The 16,377-nt window shown below is 72.9% G+C and carries 16 protein-coding genes; 10 read left to right on the top strand and 6 right to left on the bottom strand.

Annotated elements, in window-relative coordinates:
• Window positions 1-295 precede the first annotated feature (295 nt).
• Complete coding sequence (locus IE97_RS0114085; RefSeq protein WP_051704955.1) at window positions 296-1,609, top strand: MFS transporter; 1,314 nt, start codon at window positions 296-298, stop codon at window positions 1,607-1,609.
• A gap of 173 nt (window positions 1,610-1,782) precedes the next feature.
• On the opposite strand, the gene IE97_RS0114080 is transcribed toward IE97_RS0114085, so the two are convergent.
• Both IE97_RS0114080 and IE97_RS0114075 read right to left on the bottom strand, forming a co-directional pair.
• A complete protein-coding gene (locus IE97_RS0114080) occupies window positions 1,783-2,748 on the bottom strand; it encodes an NAD-dependent epimerase/dehydratase family protein (RefSeq protein ID WP_030237958.1) in 966 nt (321 codons plus the stop codon).
• A gap of 245 nt (window positions 2,749-2,993) precedes the next feature.
• Window positions 2,994-3,524, bottom strand: a complete 531-nt coding sequence (locus IE97_RS0114075; protein WP_030237954.1) for a hypothetical protein — start codon at window positions 3,522-3,524, stop codon at window positions 2,994-2,996.
• A gap of 256 nt (window positions 3,525-3,780) precedes the next feature.
• On the opposite strand from IE97_RS0114075, the gene IE97_RS0114070 reads away from it, so the two are divergent.
• Both IE97_RS0114070 and IE97_RS0114065 read left to right on the top strand, forming a co-directional pair.
• The gene (locus tag IE97_RS0114070; protein ID WP_030237950.1) at window positions 3,781-4,413 is read left to right on the top strand and encodes a hypothetical protein; all 633 of its coding nucleotides are present in this window, start codon (window positions 3,781-3,783) and stop codon (window positions 4,411-4,413) included.
• A complete protein-coding gene (locus IE97_RS0114065; protein ID WP_030237946.1) occupies window positions 4,410-4,943 on the top strand; it encodes a hypothetical protein in 534 nt (177 codons plus the stop codon). The genes IE97_RS0114070 and IE97_RS0114065 overlap by 4 nt, the downstream gene beginning before the upstream one ends.
• A gap of 26 nt (window positions 4,944-4,969) precedes the next feature.
• Here IE97_RS0114065 and IE97_RS0114060 read toward each other — a convergent pair whose 3' ends face one another.
• Window positions 4,970-5,293 carry a hypothetical protein gene (locus tag IE97_RS0114060; protein WP_030237941.1) on the bottom strand — a complete coding sequence of 108 codons (324 nt, stop codon included), beginning with the start codon at window positions 5,291-5,293 and terminating at the stop codon, window positions 4,970-4,972.
• Window positions 5,294-5,506: 213 nt separating this feature from the next.
• Here IE97_RS0114060 and IE97_RS0114055 point away from each other — a divergent pair, with 213 nt between their 5' ends.
• On the top strand, window positions 5,507-6,361 hold the full coding sequence (locus tag IE97_RS0114055; RefSeq protein ID WP_030237938.1) for a fructosamine kinase family protein: 855 nt from the start codon (window positions 5,507-5,509) through the stop codon (window positions 6,359-6,361).
• Between the two features lie 4 nt (window positions 6,362-6,365).
• Here the strand turns inward: IE97_RS0114055 and IE97_RS0114050 are convergent, their stop codons facing one another.
• Complete coding sequence (locus tag IE97_RS0114050; RefSeq protein WP_030237935.1) at window positions 6,366-8,024, bottom strand: catalase; 1,659 nt, start codon at window positions 8,022-8,024, stop codon at window positions 6,366-6,368.
• A gap of 256 nt (window positions 8,025-8,280) precedes the next feature.
• Window positions 8,281-8,517: a hypothetical protein gene (locus tag IE97_RS0114045; protein WP_030237932.1), complete on the bottom strand. Its 237-nt coding sequence runs from the start codon at window positions 8,515-8,517 to the stop codon at window positions 8,281-8,283.
• Between the two features lie 321 nt (window positions 8,518-8,838).
• Here IE97_RS0114045 and IE97_RS0114040 point away from each other — a divergent pair, with 321 nt between their 5' ends.
• Genes IE97_RS0114040 through IE97_RS0114015 form a run of 6 tightly spaced genes read left to right on the top strand, consistent with a single transcriptional unit; the run spans window position 8,839 to window position 14,370 of the window.
• Window positions 8,839-10,536, top strand: coding sequence for an ATP-binding protein (locus IE97_RS0114040; protein WP_030237927.1), 1,698 nt, complete (start codon window positions 8,839-8,841; stop codon window positions 10,534-10,536).
• On the top strand, window positions 10,533-10,955 hold the full coding sequence (locus IE97_RS0114035) for a roadblock/LC7 domain-containing protein (RefSeq protein ID WP_030237923.1): 423 nt from the start codon (window positions 10,533-10,535) through the stop codon (window positions 10,953-10,955). The genes IE97_RS0114040 and IE97_RS0114035 overlap by 4 nt, the downstream gene beginning before the upstream one ends.
• Window positions 10,952-11,314: a DUF742 domain-containing protein gene (locus IE97_RS0114030; protein WP_030237919.1), complete on the top strand. Its 363-nt coding sequence runs from the start codon at window positions 10,952-10,954 to the stop codon at window positions 11,312-11,314. The genes IE97_RS0114035 and IE97_RS0114030 overlap by 4 nt, the downstream gene beginning before the upstream one ends.
• On the top strand, window positions 11,286-11,912 hold the full coding sequence (locus IE97_RS0114025; protein ID WP_030237916.1) for a GTP-binding protein: 627 nt from the start codon (window positions 11,286-11,288) through the stop codon (window positions 11,910-11,912). The genes IE97_RS0114030 and IE97_RS0114025 overlap by 29 nt, the downstream gene beginning before the upstream one ends.
• Window positions 11,909-13,147, top strand: coding sequence for a cytochrome P450 (locus tag IE97_RS0114020; protein ID WP_030237912.1), 1,239 nt, complete (start codon window positions 11,909-11,911; stop codon window positions 13,145-13,147). Before IE97_RS0114025 ends, IE97_RS0114020 begins: the two co-directional genes overlap by 4 nt.
• Window positions 13,144-14,370 carry a cytochrome P450 family protein gene (locus IE97_RS0114015; protein ID WP_030237908.1) on the top strand — a complete coding sequence of 409 codons (1,227 nt, stop codon included), beginning with the start codon at window positions 13,144-13,146 and terminating at the stop codon, window positions 14,368-14,370. Before IE97_RS0114020 ends, IE97_RS0114015 begins: the two co-directional genes overlap by 4 nt.
• 237 nt (window positions 14,371-14,607) lie before the next feature.
• On the opposite strand, the gene IE97_RS0114010 is transcribed toward IE97_RS0114015, so the two are convergent.
• On the bottom strand, window positions 14,608-16,098 hold the full coding sequence (locus tag IE97_RS0114010) for a helix-turn-helix domain-containing protein (protein ID WP_030237906.1): 1,491 nt from the start codon (window positions 16,096-16,098) through the stop codon (window positions 14,608-14,610).
• Between the last annotated feature and the right edge of the window lie 279 nt (window positions 16,099-16,377).

The raw sequence follows: 16,377 nt of genomic DNA, 5'->3' as shown, positions 1-16,377 counted from the left end.
GCGACGGGCCCCTCCCTCGTGGTGTGTCCGGCATCACCTGCCAGGGCCGGGGCCATGCCCCTGATCGTCAGCTGTGATCAACCACACTCGCTTGCCCAAATCCCTTGTGCCCGGCCATGTTTGGGTGGTGCGCCGGCGGCGGGCACGGTGCGGGCGGCGTCGACTCGGGGTGTGCCTCTGCCACGATGGTCGGCGCCGTATCCCGAGGGGAGCCGCCGCGCAGCGCAGCCGGTGCTTCTCGTTCCCCTCGTCCCCCACCTCCTGAGTCCTCCGGCTCGCCGACGAGTGGCGCACTGTGTCTTCCTCCTCGCTCTCCCCTGTTCAGCCCACCTCTCGCTCGCCCTGGCGGTCGCTGAGGTACCGCAGCATGCGCTGGTGGTCCGCCGCGAACTTCGTGTCGAACGCCGGCACGTGGATGCAGCTCACGGTGCAGAACCTGCTGGTCCTCCAGATCACCGGGTCCGCCGCCGCGACGGGGCTGTCCATGTCCGTGCAGGCCGCTCCCGCCCTGCTGATGAGCGTCCTGGGCGGCGCGGCCGTCGACCGGTGGCCCCGCAAGCTGACGGCGGCCGTGAGCCAGGCGCTGCTCGGCGCGATCGCGTTCACGACGGCCGTCCTGGTGGCGCTGGACCGGCTCGACATGACCTCCCTGATGGTGCTCGCCGCCCTCACGGGTGTCGTCGCGACCGTCGACAACCCGGCGTGCGCGCTGCTGGGCAACGATCTCGTCCCGCCGGAGGACGTGCCGTCGGCCATCGGGGTCGGGGCGCTGGTGCACCAGGCGGGGCGGCTCGTGGGGGCGGCTCTCGCCGGTGTGGCCGTCGGGTTCCTCGGCACGTCCGCCGCGTACTTCGCGAACGGGCTGTCGTTCCTGTTCGTGGCCTCGGTCATCCCCTTTCTGCGCCCGGCGGCCGGCGCGGTCCGGCAGTTCACCCCGGACCCGAAGGACACGGGCACCGACATGACCGTGCGCGAGGGGCTGACATTCTTCGCGCGCCGGCCCCGTCTGATGGCGCTGGCCGGGGTGACCGGTATCAGCGCGGTGTTCGGCCGCAACTACCAGCTCACCCTGGCGGTGCTCGTCACCGGGCCGCTCGCGGGCGGAGCCGGTTCGTTCGGCACGGTGTCGACCGTGCTCGCCGTCGGCGGCATCCTCGGCGCGCTGCTCGGCGCCCGGCTGCGCCGGCCGTCCGTGCGGCTCGTGGGGGCTCTCGCGGCGGCCGGGGCGCTGCTCCAGGTGGTGGCGGGGCTGTCGCCGTCACTGGCGGTACTGATCGCGCTGGTGCTGCCGATGGCCGTGGTCGAGTCCGTCTCCGACACCGCCGGTACGGCCGTCCTGCAGACCGACCCGCCCGCGCACCTGCGGGGCCGGGTGCTGGGCGTGTGGGGCAGCATCGGCACGGTGTGGAGTCTGGGCGGCCCGCCCGCTCTCGGCCTCCTCATGGAACTGGCCGGGGCCCGCGGCGCCCTCGTCACCGGCGGCCTGCTGATCGCCGGCGCGATCGGTGCGGGCTACCTGCTCCGGCAGCGCCGGACCGCGACCCCGGTGGTGCTCCGCCCGGAGGAGGGCGAGGTGGCGGGGCAGCCCGCCCTGAGCACGGCTGCCTGAGAGGACCTCACGAGCCCGCTCTCCGAGGGACCGTTTCCCGTGCTTGCGCCGGGAGAACCTCTCCTCCTTCGGAGGATGCGCATGGGCGTGCCGGGCCTTTCGGCGGAGCTGGGCGGGCCCGGTCCCGTCGAGGGGTGCGTGCGGCGCGAGCCGAGGTGTGCCCGGGAGGCGGGTCAGCCGTCCGTTCCGTCCTCGCGGAACCAGGCGATGGTGCGCCGCAGGCCTTCCTCGGCGCGCACCTGCGGATCCCAGCCGAGCTTGTCGCGGGCCAGCGTGATGTCGGGGCAGCGCACGGCCGGATCGTCCACCGGGCGTTCGATGAAGCGGATCTCCGACGAGGACCCGGCGAGTTCGACGACCAGTCGCGCCAGGTCGAACATGCTGATCTCGGTCGGGTTACCGATGTTGACGGGGCCGCGCATGCCGTGGGCGGCCGCCGCGAGGACGCCGCGGACGGTGTCGTCGACGAAGCACAGGGACCGGGTCTGGCGGCCGTCGCCGGTGACGGTGAGCGGCTCGCCGGCCAGGGCCTGCCGTACGAAGGTCGGTACCGCGCGTCCGTCGTGACCGCGCATCCGGGGGCCGTAGGTGTTGAACAGCCGGACGATGCAGGTGTCGGTGCCGTGCGTCTCCGCGTGGGCGGTGGTCAGCGCCTCGCTGAAGCGCTTGGCCTCGTCGTAGACGCTGCGGGGGCCGACCGGGTTGACGTTGCCCCAGTAGCGCTCGTCCTGGGGGTTCTGCTGCGGGTCGCCGTAGACCTCGGAGGTCGAGGCGAGGACGAAGCGGGCGCGTGCGGAGTGTGCGAGGTCCAGTGCGTTGCGGGTGCCGAGACTGCCGGTCTCCATGGTGTGCAGCGGCAGTCGCAGGTAGTCCGCCGGGGAGGCCGGGGAGGCGAAGTGCAGGACGAGGTCGGGCGGCCGTTTGACCCGCAGTCCCTCGGCGACGTTGGCCTGCAGGAGCGTGAACCGGGGTTGTTCGAGCAGCGGGGATATGTTCTCGGGCCGCCCGGTGCTGAAGTCGTCCACGCAGGTGACGGCCGCGCCCGCGTCCAGCAGGGCGGCGCACAGATGGGAGCCGACGAACCCGGCGCCGCCGGTGACGACGGCGTGTTTCCAGCTCCGTGAGCGGGCGGTTGTCATCTCGGTCTCTCCTCCGTCAGTGGCGTCACTGCCCGGCACGACGTCGCGCGCCTCGGGCCGCCGAGGCCGGCCGGAGACCGTCGAGCCCAGCATCAGGGTCCGCCGACCGTACGGAGGAGGCACGGTCGCGTACGGCAAAGGTGTGAGTCACGGAGGGTGAACACGTCGGCGCGGGCAGGTCACGCAGGTGGAGGGAGGTCGGGGGGAGACGCACGGGCCGGCGCCTGCGGGGGACGCGGTCCGTGTCAGGCGATCAGGGTGCGGCCCGGGTTCAGGCGGTCGAGGAGTTGAGCGTGGTGGAGTTCGGCGACGGGGGCGAGCAGGTCCGGGTGGCGGAGCAGGGACGCGGCCCTGCGGTCGCCGTCGTCGGGGGCCACGAGCCTGCGGAACTCGGCGTGTGTGCCGGTGCTGTGGCTGCCCTCGGCGAGCGCGGCCACCGCCCGCGCCGCCAGCTCGGGGTCGGTGAGCAGGCCGGCCGCCCAGCTCGCCACGACCTCGTCCACCCAGGTGCGCCAGGCGTGCGCGTCATCCACGTGGTCGCCCAGGGCCGCGTCCGCGCCGGTCACCCAGTCGAGCCGCGCGGAGCCGCCGGGACCGGCCAGGCCGAGCAGCTCGGCGTCCATCGCCGTCGGGTACCTGAGCCAGGCGGCGACGGTCACGGCCTGCCGGGCCTGCACCTCGCACAGGGCGGAGGCCAGCGCGCCTCCGGAGGCGGGGAAGGAGCGGGTCAGCCACTGGGCGGTCGCCGCGATGACAGGGGAGAGATCTGCTTGCACTGCCGGGCCGTCCGGGAGAGGTGGGAGAGGGGGCGTGGTCGTAGACGGTAGCCTCCGCGGCGCGTGCCGGGACATGACCGGGGCCTCGTCCGGGACGTGGTCTCGGCCACATCGGCCCAGCGCGGCGCGATGTGCCGAGGGACGCCGGTCCCGTTTCGCCGAAGGAGCGGCCGGGCACCCGGCCGGCGTGCTCGTCCACGGACCCGTGACGTCCGGCGAACCCCCGGCCCGGCGCCGGCGAAGGGCCGGGTCACCCGTGCGCCTCCTGCGCTTCGACGGCTGGATCGCGGGGCTGGGAACGGCGTCCGGCGCCCGCGTGGTACTCGGGCACTGGGCGGCTTCGCCCTTCGGGCCGTTCAGCGACGTGATGTTCGAGGACGCCGCCGGCCACCGGCTGCTGCTGGCGCCCTCGCGGGAGACGGCGGACTTCGTGGCCGGTACGTACGTCTTCGACGAGGTCCGGGTCGTACCGGTCAGGGTGCGGGTCGCCGGCGGCCGGCACTGGGCCGTGTCCGCGGGGCGGCTCGACCTGCGTTTCCGCACGGGCCCCAGGGGCCTGGCGGGACTCGCGCTGCGGGCGGTGCCGGGCGCGATCGCCACCCGTCCGGGCTGGATCGCGCTGTGGGACCGGCCGGCCCGGCTGCTGCTGGGCGCGCGTACCCACGGCAGTGCCCAGGCCGGCCGGCACCAGTGGTACGGCGCCCGTGACCTGCACCCGGTCACCTGGGCCGAGGTCAGCTACGAGGGCGTCGGTCTCGGCGCCCTGAACCCGGTCGAGCCTCCCGTGCGGTTCGGGTCCGGCTCGACGCCCCGCATTCCCTGCGTCGTGCGTGTCACCACGAGCGTGTCCGTGGGGCGGGGCCGGAGCAGGACAGGAGCAGTGCCGTGACGGAACACCGAGCTGACGCGCCGGGCGCCGGGCGTCCCCCGGGCGCCGACATGTCCCTGCTGGGCATCTACCTCAACGACCACCTCGCGGGCGCCACCGCGGGGACCGCGCGGGCGCGCTCCCTGCTGCGCGCGTGCCGGGGTACGGCGCTCGGCGACGGGCTGGCTCCGGTCGCCGCCGAGATCGCGGAGGACCGGGCGAGCCTGCTGGACCTCATGCGGCGGCTCGATGTTCCGGTGCGGCGCTACAAGGTCTACGCGGGGCGGGCGGCCGAGCAGATGGGGCGGCTGAAGAGCAACGGCAGCCTGGTACGGCGGTCCCCGCTGAGCACACTGTGGGAACTGGAGGCACTGGTGCTGGCCGTGGAGGGCAAGGCGGCGGGCTGGCGGACGCTCCATGAGCTGGCCGCGACGGTCGAGCGCCTCGACGCACGGCGGCTCGACGACCTCGTCGAACGGGCGCGGCGGCAACGCGCCACGCTGGAGGAGCTGCGCCGCCGGCAGGTCGGGGTCGCCTTCCGCGAGACCTGACACACGCGACACACGCGGGCCCCGCCTTACCAGAACCTGCTGCTGAGGGCCGGCTGATGCGCCAGGTGCACGGCGTCCCGCAGCCGCAGCGCGACGCTGATGAGGGCGCGCAGGGCGGAGGGACGTAGCGTCTGGGCGGTCTCGGTGGCCAGGATCAGCAGGCAGGCCGCCGCCTGCTCGACGACCGGGACGGGGAAGGTGAAGTCGCTGTCGGCGGCCGCGCGGAACGCCTTCAGGGGGATCGCGGCTCCGTCGATGGCCCGCTGTGCGGCCTGCTCCAGGTGCTGTGCGGCCTGTTCGCACACGGGGGCGGGCAGGGCGATGGTGCTCTGGAACGATGAACTCGTCATGCCCCGACTGCTCCCCCGGTGGCGGCCGTTTCTGTCGGCCGGGGGCGGGATTTCACCGTCCCGCGTGACCGGCGGGTGGCGAATGTCCCGGGATCGGACGGACCGTCGTCGGCTGCGGGTGCTGCGTGGCCGCTCGCGCTGGGCCCCGGTGCCCCCTGCCGTGCGGTCGTACGCTGGGTGTTGATCAAAGGCGCAGCTGGAAGGGAGCCATGCATGGCCGGCCGTGCGGATGCCGTGGTCCGGCTCACCGGGCGGGCCGTCAGGAGAGAGAGGCCCCTGTCGGCGTCCGTTGCCGAGGTCACCCTGGACGACGAGCGGGTTGTCATCGCCAAGCGCTCCGACGATCCGGGGGCGACGCGGGCCGAGGCGGCCGGGCTGCGCTGGCTGGCCGCCGCCAGCTCGGTGTGCGTACCGGCGGTACACGGCCACGACGGCGACTGGCTGGTCGTCGACCGGGTCATGGAAGGGCGGCCGAGCCGGGAGGCGGCGGTCGCCTTCGGCCGCGCTCTGGCCGCTCTCCATGGCGCCGGGGCGCCCGCGTTCGGCGCGCCCCCGCCGGACGGGCCGGCGGACGCCTGGATCGGGCTCGCCCCGATGCGCAACGAGCCCGGCGCCGACTGGCCGCGCTGGTACGCCGAGCATCGCGTCCTGCCGTATCTGCGGCTCGCGGTCGACCGGGGCACCGTCCGCTCCGGCGAGGCGACCGTCGTGGAGCGTCTGTGTGAGCGCCTGCCGGGGCTGGCCGGGCCCGCCGAGCCGCCCGCGCGGCTGCACGGCGATCTATGGAGCGGCAATGTGCTGTGGGGAGCCGACGGCCGGGTGTGGCTGATCGACCCGGCCGCGCACGGCGGGCACCGCGAGACCGACCTGGCGATGCTGCGGCTCTTCGGCTGTCCGCACCTGGAGCAGGTGCTGGACGGTTACCGGCAACAGGCTCCGCTCGCCGAGGGCTGGGAGGAACGCGTCGGCGTGCACCAGCTGTTCCCGCTGCTGGTGCACGCCGTGCTGTTCGGCCGCGGTTACGCGGAGCAGGCCCTCTCCGTTGCCCGTACGGCCCTGTCGGGATGATCGGTCAGCGCGTCACGACGTGCCGTTCGTCGGGGACGCAGTGGGTCATGGTGAGCCCCTCGACGTCACGCGGCTTGTTCTTGCCGAGGTTCGAAAGGCGTTCGCGGTCCTCGTCGGTGAGGTCCTGGCTCGCCAGCGGCTCCAGGCCGGCCACGTCTTCGGGGCCGATGCCCAGTCCCTCGCCGACCCGCAGGCCGAGGTCGTTCTCGACCAGCAGGAAGTGCCAGACCATGCGCTCCTGCACTTCCCGGTCGCACTGGGACAGTTGATTGATGAAATTCTTGACGAGATCGTCGCGCTCCCAGTCCTCCAGGAGGAGATAGCGCTGGCCGGCCTGCAGGTAGTCGTTGGTGCGCGGGATGCGTTTGCGGGTCAGACGGCCCTGGATCTCCGGTCCCTGCTCGTCGTGCGTGGGGTACCGCGCCTCGCGCAGGCCACCGGTGATCGACGGCTCGTAGTTCACCTGCGGGTTCTCGCCTCCGCCGTCCACGTAGTACGCCATCTGGCCGTCGCGCTGATTGGTGCGCACCTCGGCGTTCTTGGCCTGGTTGACCGGCAGCTGGAGGTAGTTCGGGCCGACCCGGTAGCGCTGGGTGTCGCTGTAGGAGAAGGTCCGGCCGACGAGCATCTTGTCGTCGGAGAAGTCCAGGCCGTCGACGAGGACGCCGGTGCCGAAGGAGATCTGCTCGTTCTCCGCGAAGAAGTCCCGGGGCATGCGGTCGAGCACCATCCGGCCCACCGGCTTCGGCGGGAAGTCCTGCTCGGGCCAGGTCTTGGTGTCGTCCAGCGGGTCGAAGTCGAGCTCCGGGTGGTCGTGGTCGTCCATCATCTGGACGAGCAGTTCCCACTCCGGGTGGTCACCGCGCGCGACCGCCTCGTACAGGTCCTTGGTGGCGTGGCCGAGGGTTTCGGCCTGGACGTTGGCGGCGTCCTCCTCGGTCATGCTGCGCACGCCCTGTTTGGGCATCCAGTGGTACTTGACGAGTTTGGTGTGGCCGTCGGCGTTCACCCATTTGTACGTGTTGACGCCGAAGCCCTGCATGTGGCGGTAGTCGGCGGGGATGCCGCGCGGGCTGAACAGGTTGACCAGCATGTGCATGGCCTCGGGCGTCTGCGACATGAAGTCGAAGATGCGGCGGGGCTGCTGCTCGAAGGTCACCGGATCCGGCTTGAGGGCGTGGATGACGTCCGGGAACTTGATGGCGTCGCGGATGAAGAAGACGCCGAGGTTGTTGCCGACCAGGTCCCAGTTGCCGTCCTCGGTGTAGAACTTGACCGCGAAACCACGCGGGTCCCGGGCGGCCTCGGAGGAGTCGCGTCCGCCGATGACGGTGGAGAAACGGACGGCGACGTCGGTGCGTTTACCGCGCTCCTGGAACAGTTTGGCCCGGGTGTAGCGGCTGATCGGCTCGTCGCCCCAGGTGCCGTAGGCCTCGAAGTGGCCGTAGGCGGTGACGCCGCGGGCGTGCACGACGCGCTCGGGGATGCGTTCCCGGTCGAAGTGGCTGATCTTCTCGAGGAACTGGTAGTTCTCCAGTGTGGCGGGGCCTCGGGCACCGATCGTGCGCTGGTTCTGGTTGTCGTAGACCGGATGGCCCTGGCGGTTGGTGAGGATCTCTCGGTCGTCGCCCGGAGCGGGACCGGTGCCGGATACGTCCGTCATATGCGTGGGCTCCTTCGGCTCGGGCCGGCGGCCGACCGGGGCGGCACCGCGAGCAGCCGCCCGGCCGGTCGTGGCGGACCGCCCGGGTACCCGGTGGGGCGGGTGAGTCACGCGCCACCAGCCGAGTGAAAGAACTGACCGGCCATAGGGCAGGGTCTACGCCCCGGGCCTCGCGCTGCCCCCACCTGTCCACCCGGACAGGAAAGGACCCGGACCCCGCCGCGGCGGGGTCCGGTCCGTGCCGCTCTGGTGGGCCTCAGCCCCCGTTGAGACGGGTGCGCAGGAGCCCCTTGCCCAGTTCGGCACCCTTGCGGCTGTCCGCCTGGGCCTTGCGGAACAGGTCCGCTACCTCGGTGTCCTTGGCGCGTTCCGCGTCCTGGATGTAGCTTTCCAGGCGCAGGGCGTTGTTCAGGCACGCCTCTACGTACCAGATCAGGTTGTAGTCCTTGTCCTGCGTACCGGTCACGCCGCCGGTCTCCGTCTGGCTGCTCATTCGGACCTCCTTCTCGCGGAGCGGGCCTCTTCGGGCGCCGGACGGGTACCCTGCCGCCGACCTGGCACACAGGCGTTCGCCATCACTTTCCGCACCCGTACGGTCACACCCGCGAGGCAGACCCATACGGAACCCCAACTCCCCTCCCCTGCATGGCAATCCAGACAGTTGACGCAGAAACGAACAGACACCTTCAACTTTCAGAACGAAGTGGCCCTCCACCGTGCGAGATCGGTCTGTGACGGTGTGTACTGTGCTGCGGGTGGTTGAACAGACCACCTCGGACCACCCCCTGCCCGACTCCCCCTGGAACCCACTCGAATGATCGATCTACCGGACCTGGCCGTCGGTGGTCTCGCCCTCGGCACACTGTCCGCGTTCGCCCTCGGCGGCGGGCTGCTGCGTTCGCGGCGGCACCTGCGTGCACAGCTCGAGAAGACGGCCGCCCTGCGAGCCCGACTCGACGGGACCACGAGGGCGTTCACCGCCGAGGTCGAGCATCTGGCGGCGCAGCGTGTGCCCGCGGTGGGCCGGCGGGTCGCGCATCCGCACGTCACGGTGCCCGGACCGCTGAACCCGCAACTCGCCGGTTCGCCTCTGGGCTTGGCCCTCGATCAGGTACTCAAGGGGCTGCACGCCGAACTCACCGCGCAGCGCACCCGGATCGACGCGGCGGCACAGGCCGGGATGCGCGGTGCCACCCGGGAGATCCAGGCGGCGCTGTACCGGTTGCAGGACGCCCTGCGCGGCCTGCAACAGCGTTATGACGATCCCGAGTTGGCGCAGACGCTGTTCGCCCTGGACCACGAGAACGAGCAGTCCCTGCGGCGCGCGCAGATCGCCGCGGTGGTGTGCGGGGCCTGGGTCGGGCTGGCCCGCGAGGAGTCCCACCTCGTCGACGCGGTGACGGGCGGTCAGGCCCGGCTCGCGGGCTACCGGCGGGTCCGGGTCCACAACCATCTGGAGGCGGGCACCGCGCTGGTGTCCCACGCCGTGGAGCCGGTCGCCATCATCGTCGCCGAACTCCTCGACAACGCGCTGCGGCACTCCGCGCCCGACACCGACGTGGTGGTCAACCTCGAGGCCGTCCACCACGGTGCCTGCGTCATCGTGGACGACGCCGGGCTGGGCATGACGCAGGACGAACGCGCGCGTGCCCAGCGGATGGTGGCGGGTTCCGAACCGATCCTGCTCACCGAGCTCGGCGACCCGCCGCGCATGGGTCTGGCCGCCATCGGTCAGCTCACCCGGCAGTTCGATCTGAGCGTGGATCTGTCCTCCTCGTCGCCGTACGGCGGTGTACGGGCGGTGCTGCGGGTGGACAGCCATCTGCTGACCCGGATCGATCCCGAGGAGAAGCCTCCGGCCGCCAGCGCCCCGCGTTCGACCCGCAGGGCGGACCGGGACGGGGTGGGTGGTTCGGCCTCGTTCCGGAACACCGTGCGCGAGTCCGGCCAGCCGGAGCCGTCGCCTGCCGCGACGCCCCCGAAACCTGAGACCGCGTCGGCGGCCGTACCCTCCCAGGACTCCGAGCCCGCACCGGCAGCACCGGTCCAGGAGCCGGGGCCGGCCGTGGCCGCCGGGTCGGACGGATCGAAGCCGGCGGCCGGGTCACGGGATTCCGAGCCGCCCTCCGCCGGCGGCTCCGGTCGGCCTCCCGCCGGCCCGGACCACGGATTCGGCTCCGACCAGGACGACCAGGCCGCCGCCCCGGCCTCCGGGCACCAGGACCCGCAGGGCAGCAGCGGCCTCCCCCAGCGGCGGCGCCGCAGCCGGATCGCACCCCCGCCGGACGTCTCCGCGCCCGCACCACAGCCCCGGCCGCGCCGCCCCGAGGAGTCCGCCGCCGCCCTCGGCGCCCTTCAGTCCGGCACGGCGGCCGCCCGTTTCGCCGCCCGGTCGAACACCGGCGCCGTTCCAGCCGTACCTGAGGGTGCCCCGGTCACGACCAGGACCGACGAGGCATCCGACGACACCGACCGAGACCAGAACGACCACGAAGGGGGAACGGCTCGATGACCAGCCGCGCAGCGGGGGACACGGCATGGGTGCTCGAACCGGTCCTGGAGGTGCCGCACGTCGTGGCCGCCGTCCTGCTCACCCGGGACGGGCTCGTGACGGGCTACACCGACGCGCTGTCGCAGCCGTCGGCCGAGCGGGTCGCCGCCATCACCAGCACCGTGCAGGGCGCGTGCCGGACCGCGGCGGCGGCGTTCGCGGACTCCGACCGGGCCGAGATACGGCAGGTCGTCATCGAGTCGGACCACGGCTATGTGCTCATCGTGCCGACGGACCACGGCACTTGCGTGGCCGCGTACGGCGACCCCGAGGTGCGCCTGGACCTGCTCGCCCACCGGGTGCACTCGCAGGTCGCGCGGCTGGGTGAGAAAGCGATGACCGCCGGACCCCGAGGTGCCGACGGCGACACGCCGGCATGACCCGCCGCCGGGGCGGCCGTCCGCTGGTCCCCGCGTACCTGTCGACCGGCGGAGTGGCGAGGCCCAGCCGTACGCATCTGGAGCGGCTGTCGGTGCTCACCGGCAGCGGCGAACCGGCCCCCGCCGACCTGCCCGCCGCCCACGCGGCCCTGCTCGAGGAGCTGGAGTACGGGGCGCTGACGGTGGTGGAGGCCGCGGCCCTGCTGCGGCTGCCCGTCTCCGCCGTGCTGGTGCTGGCCGCCGACCTCGTCGACCAGGGCCTGGCGCTGTCCCGCGCGCCGATCCCGCCCGCCAGGCGCTTCGACCCCGACCTGCTGAAGAGAGTGGCCGATGGCCTCCGCGACCTCAAGCACCGCTGAACCCGAGACCGGCGGCACCGGCATCCACCTCCCCGACACGGCCCGCGACCTGGTGAAGATCCTCGTGACGGGGCCCTTCGGGGTGGGCAAGACCACCCTGATCCGCTCCGTCTCCGAGATCCGCCCGCTGCACACGGAGGAGCAGCTCACCGAGGCGTCCGCGCCGGTGGACGATCTCGCCGGAGTACGGGACAAGTCGACCACGACGGTCGCCATCGACTTCGGCCGCATCAGCCTGCCGGACGGCATCGTGCTGTACCTGTTCGGCACGCCCGGCCAGGAGCGCTTCCGGCCGCTGTGGGACGACATCGCATACGGGGCACTGGGCGCGCTCGTCCTCGTCGACGTCCGCCGGATCGACGCCTCGTTCGACGTGCTGGAGCTGGTGGAGGAGACCGGACTGCCGTACGCGGTCGCCTTCAACACCTTCCCGGACGCCCCCCGCCACCACACGGCCGAGCAGTTGCGCGCCGCCCTGGACCTGGAGCCCACGACCCCCATGGTGACCTGCGACGCGCGCGAGGCGGACTCCTCGATCGACGCCCTGCTCGCGCTGGTGCAGCACCTGATCGACCACCACCCCCCGGAGCCCCGGTGACCCACCCCTCCCCCGCCGAACAGGCCTTCTCCCTCGCCACGCCCGTACGCCTGTGGGAGGACGGCTTCGCCCGCGACCCTCACCCCTACTACGCCGCCCTGCGCGCCCAGGGCCCGGTCGGCTGGGCGGAACTCGCACCCGGGGTGCCGGCGTACGTCGTCACCGACCGGCGGGCGGCGCTGGACCTGCTGCACGACACGGAGACGTTCTCGCGCGATCCGCGGCCGTGGCAGGCGACCGTCCCCGACGACTCCCCGGTGCTCGGCATGATGCGCTGGCGGCCCAACACCCTGTTCGCCGACGGCGACGCGCACATCCGTTACCGCACCGCGCTGATCGACACCTTCGACCTGGTGGAGCCGCACGACCTGCGGGCCATGGTGCACCGGGCGGTGCACCTGCTGGTCGGCCGGTTCGGGCCACGCGGGGAGGCCGACCTGGTCGGTGAGTTCACCAGGCCGCTGATGGCGCTGGTCTTCAACAGCCTGTTCGGGTTGCCGGACAGCGCGAGCGACCGGCTGGACTCCGCGGTCGGCAAGATCATCGAGGGCGGTGCGCAGGCGGCCGAGGGCGAGGCCGAGTACGGGGGGTACGTGCTGGAGCTGATCGCGGCCAAGACGGCGCGGCGCGGCGACGATCTGCCGAGCTGGCTGCTGGACCATCCGTCGGGTCTCACCGCCGAGGAGGTCACCTGGCAGGTGTTCCTCACCCTCGGCGCCGGCCACGAGCCGACGGCCAATCTGGTGTCCAACGCGCTGTCGAGGATCCTCGGCAACCCGGCCTACTACTCGACACTCACCAGCGGCGCCCGTCCCGTGACGGACGCGGTGCTGGAGGTGCTGCACCACGAGACGCCGCTCGCCAACTACGGCATCCACTACGCCCGTGCGCCCCTCACCTTCCACGGCGTGTGGATCAGGGCGGCCGTGCCGGTGGTGGTCTCCTACGGGGCGCTGGCGCACGCCACCGAGCAGGAGCGCGGCGGAGACCGCCATCCGGGTGACGCCTCGCACCTGTCCTGGTCGGCCGGCCCGCACGCCTGCCCGGTCAAGCAGCACACCGTGCTCATCGCCACCGAGGCCGTCGAACGGCTCACCCAGTGGCTGCCCGACCTCGAACCCCTGGTGCCCCGCGAGCGCCTCACCTGGCGGCCCGGCCCCTTCCACCGCTCGCTGACGGCACTGCCCGTCCGTTTCAGCCCCCGCTCCCCCGACCAGCCAGGAGGACGACCGTGACCATCACCGACCGCATCGCTCTGGACCCGTTCGGCGCCGACATCGCCGGCGAGAGCGCCCGATTACGCGCCCTCGGCGCGATGGTGCCCGTGGAGCTGCCCGGTGGCATCCCCGCCTGGGCGCCCACGCGCTACCGCACCCTGAAGGAGCTCATCCTCGACCCGCGGGTCAGCAAGGACCCGCGGCAGCACTGGCGGCTGTGGCCCGAGATCGGCGAGCATCCGTCCTGGGCCTGGATCCTGGGCTGGGTCGGCGTGGTCAACATGCTCTCCGCGTACGGCGAGGACCACACGCGGCTGCGCAAGCTGGTGGCGCCCAGCTTCACGCACCGGCGCACCGAAGCCATGCGGCCCCGCGTGGAGGCGATCACGGCTGAGCTGCTCGACGGGCTTGACGCGGCCGGCGGGGAGGTGGTGGACATCAAGGAGCGGTTCGCCCACCCGCTGCCGATGCGGATGATCTGCGAACTGTTCGGAGTCCCGGACGACCTGCGCGAGGACACCGGCCAATTGTTCGCGGACATCCTGGACACCACCGACCCGAGCCCGGAGCACGCGGCGGCCGTCCAGCAGCAGATCGGCACGGTGCTGCCCGCGCTGATCGCGCACAAGGCAGCACACCCCGGTGACGACATGACCACCGAACTGATCCGGGTCCGGGACGAGGACGGCGACCGGCTCAGCGACGAAGAGCTGATGTACACGCTGCTGCTGGTCATCGGCGCCGGTTACGAGACCACGGTCAACCTCATAGGCAACGCGGTGGTCGCCCTGCTCCGCCACCCCGGACAGCTGGCCGCCGTCCGGTCCGGGGAGATCGGCTGGGACGCCGTCGTCGACGAGACACTGCGCGCACACCCGTCGATCGCGTCCCTGCCGCTGCGGTTCGCCGTCACGGACCTCGACGTCGGCGACGTGACCGTCCCGGCCGGTGACGCGATCATCACCACCTACGCGGCAGCGGGGCTCGACCCCGAGCACTACGGGCCGGACGCCGACGTCTTCGACGCCACCCGCGCCGCCGACGACCATCTGGCGTTCGGGATCGGGGTGCACCGCTGCATCGGCGCGCCGCTGGCCCGGCTGGAGGCGCTGACCGCGCTGCCGGCGCTGTTCGGCCGGTTCCCGGATCTGAGCCTCGCGGCCGGTGAGGAGGAACTGCGGCAGGTGCCGTCCTTCATCGCCGTCGGCTGGCAGGAGATCCCGGTGCGGCTGCGGGGCTGACGCGGTCCGGGCACCGGCCGGGCCGGGACGACTGGCGGGAGCGCGACCGGTCCCCCGTTCCGGTCGTGCCCCCGCTGTTCCACGAACTTACGTCCACGGTCGTTGCTGTGTGAACCTCGTCGATGCCCGCTGCGTGCCCGGCAGGGCTCACCTGTGCACAGCTGAGTCCGGATGGCCCGGTTTCGTACCGTCGGCGCCCGGCCAACCGGCTGTCCTCGAGGCCGGGAGGCGAGGAGGTCAGTCGGCGCGGTGGAGAAGCGGCAGGTCGAGGTCGCCCACGGCCAGGTGGGCCAGCACGACCTCGTACAAATCCGTGCCCGCGGCGAGCAACTGGCGTTCCAGGACGGGCTCGGCGCTGCGGACGTGTTCCCGCACGGTCTGCGCGTGCACGCCCAGGGCCTGTGCGGCGCGTTCGGCGTTGCCGCCGACGGCGATCCAGGTGCGCAGGGTCCGCCGCGGGTTCCGGGCGTCCTCGTCCAGCCGGCCCAGCAGGTTCTCGGCCCAGGTACGCGCGGGACCGGACAGCAGGTCGGAGAGCCGGGGCCCGGCGTCGCCGGTGGCGCGGGGAGACGGTATGTCGGGCAGCCCGATCTGGGTGTTGAGCGCCAAGTGGACGGCGGCCCGGACCCTGAGGTCGCTGAAATCGGTGCCGAGGAGTGACTCGACGCGTTCCATGCGGGCGCGGACGGTGTTGCGGCTGACGCCGAGCACCTTGGCGGCGTTGACGGCGGTGAACTCCAGGCCGAGGCGGGTGGTGGCCAGGAGCTCGGCGCGGGTGTGGTGCGGCAGGGTGTCGAGGGGGCGCAGCACACGGGCGGTCCAGCCACGCAGCGCCTCGGGGTCCATCAGGCGTTCGGGGTGGGTGCGTTCGGCGTACACGGCCGTCTTGTCGGGCCGGAAGTGCGCGACGGCGAGGGCGCTGACGGCCTGTCCGTAGGCGGTGGCGGTCCGGGCGAGGCTCTGCCGGACGCTGCCGCCGAGGTAGAGGCCCGGATGGCGTCCGACCAGTGACCGCAGGGCGGTTCCCGCGGTGTCCCGGGGGCTGACGACGATCACGTGGCCGTCCATGGCGGGGCAGCGCACGACCAGGGCGTCCTCCCTGGTGCTGTCCAGGCACTCCTCGGCGATGCGGTCGCGGGCGGCCGGGTCGGACTCGACGACGTAGACGCACGCGGTGTCGGTGTCCAGCAGTCCGGGCCAGAGTCCGGCGGCGACGCGGCGGGCGGCGATGGTGTCCTCGACCATGAGCAGTTGCAGGATCGCCAGGCGCAGGTCGGAGGTGGCGCGCCGGAGCCGGTGCCCGGCGGCGGTCGACTCGCGCGCCGCCAGCACGAGCCCGAGGACCTGGGCGGTGCGCGTGACGACATCCGAGGAGCGCCGGTCGAAGGGAGCGTCGCGGGAGACGGCCAGCACCCATGCGTGCAGGGGGTGTTCCACCCTGACCAGGCGCAGGTGACGGTTCCGGCTCTCCCAGGCGGCGGAGGCGATCCGGCCCGTGGCGATGTCCGTGACCAGACTTCCGTCCAGCGGGAGCCGGTCACCGGCGACGAGGTTCCCGGCGGCGTCCTGCAGGGCGGCGGATCCGTGCACGGCACCGGAGAGCCAGGCGACGATCCTGCGTACGTCGCGCCCCGCGGGTCGCAGGTGCTCGAGCAGTTCCTCGGCCCATGCCGGTTCCGCACCGCCCGGCGTCCCCTGCTGCCCGTTCCCGTCCTGTCGGCCAGCCACTTCGGCCTACCCCTCGTTCCTCGCACCGCCTCTCTGGCGCACCGGTCGGGGACGTTACCTCACCCACCTGGAGACCCTCACCCGGGACGACGCCGACCACCCGCGCGGGGTGCCAGGACTCCCGCGGAGCCACGCGCGGCCACACACCTCCGGTCCCCGCCCCCGCATCCGGCAAACCGATCCCGGTGAAAGACGCCGACGCCGCACCCGGCCTGCCGGCCGAGCCCCTCGGCGCGGCCGGCCGAGCCGCCCCTCCCGCCCCCTCGGTCACCGAGCCCC

The sequence above is a fragment of the Streptomyces sp. NRRL S-455 genome, assembly GCF_000717875.1.
In the GTDB taxonomy this organism is placed as follows: domain Bacteria; phylum Actinomycetota; class Actinomycetes; order Streptomycetales; family Streptomycetaceae; genus Streptomyces.
This window is presented reverse-complemented; position numbering and strand designations above follow the sequence as displayed.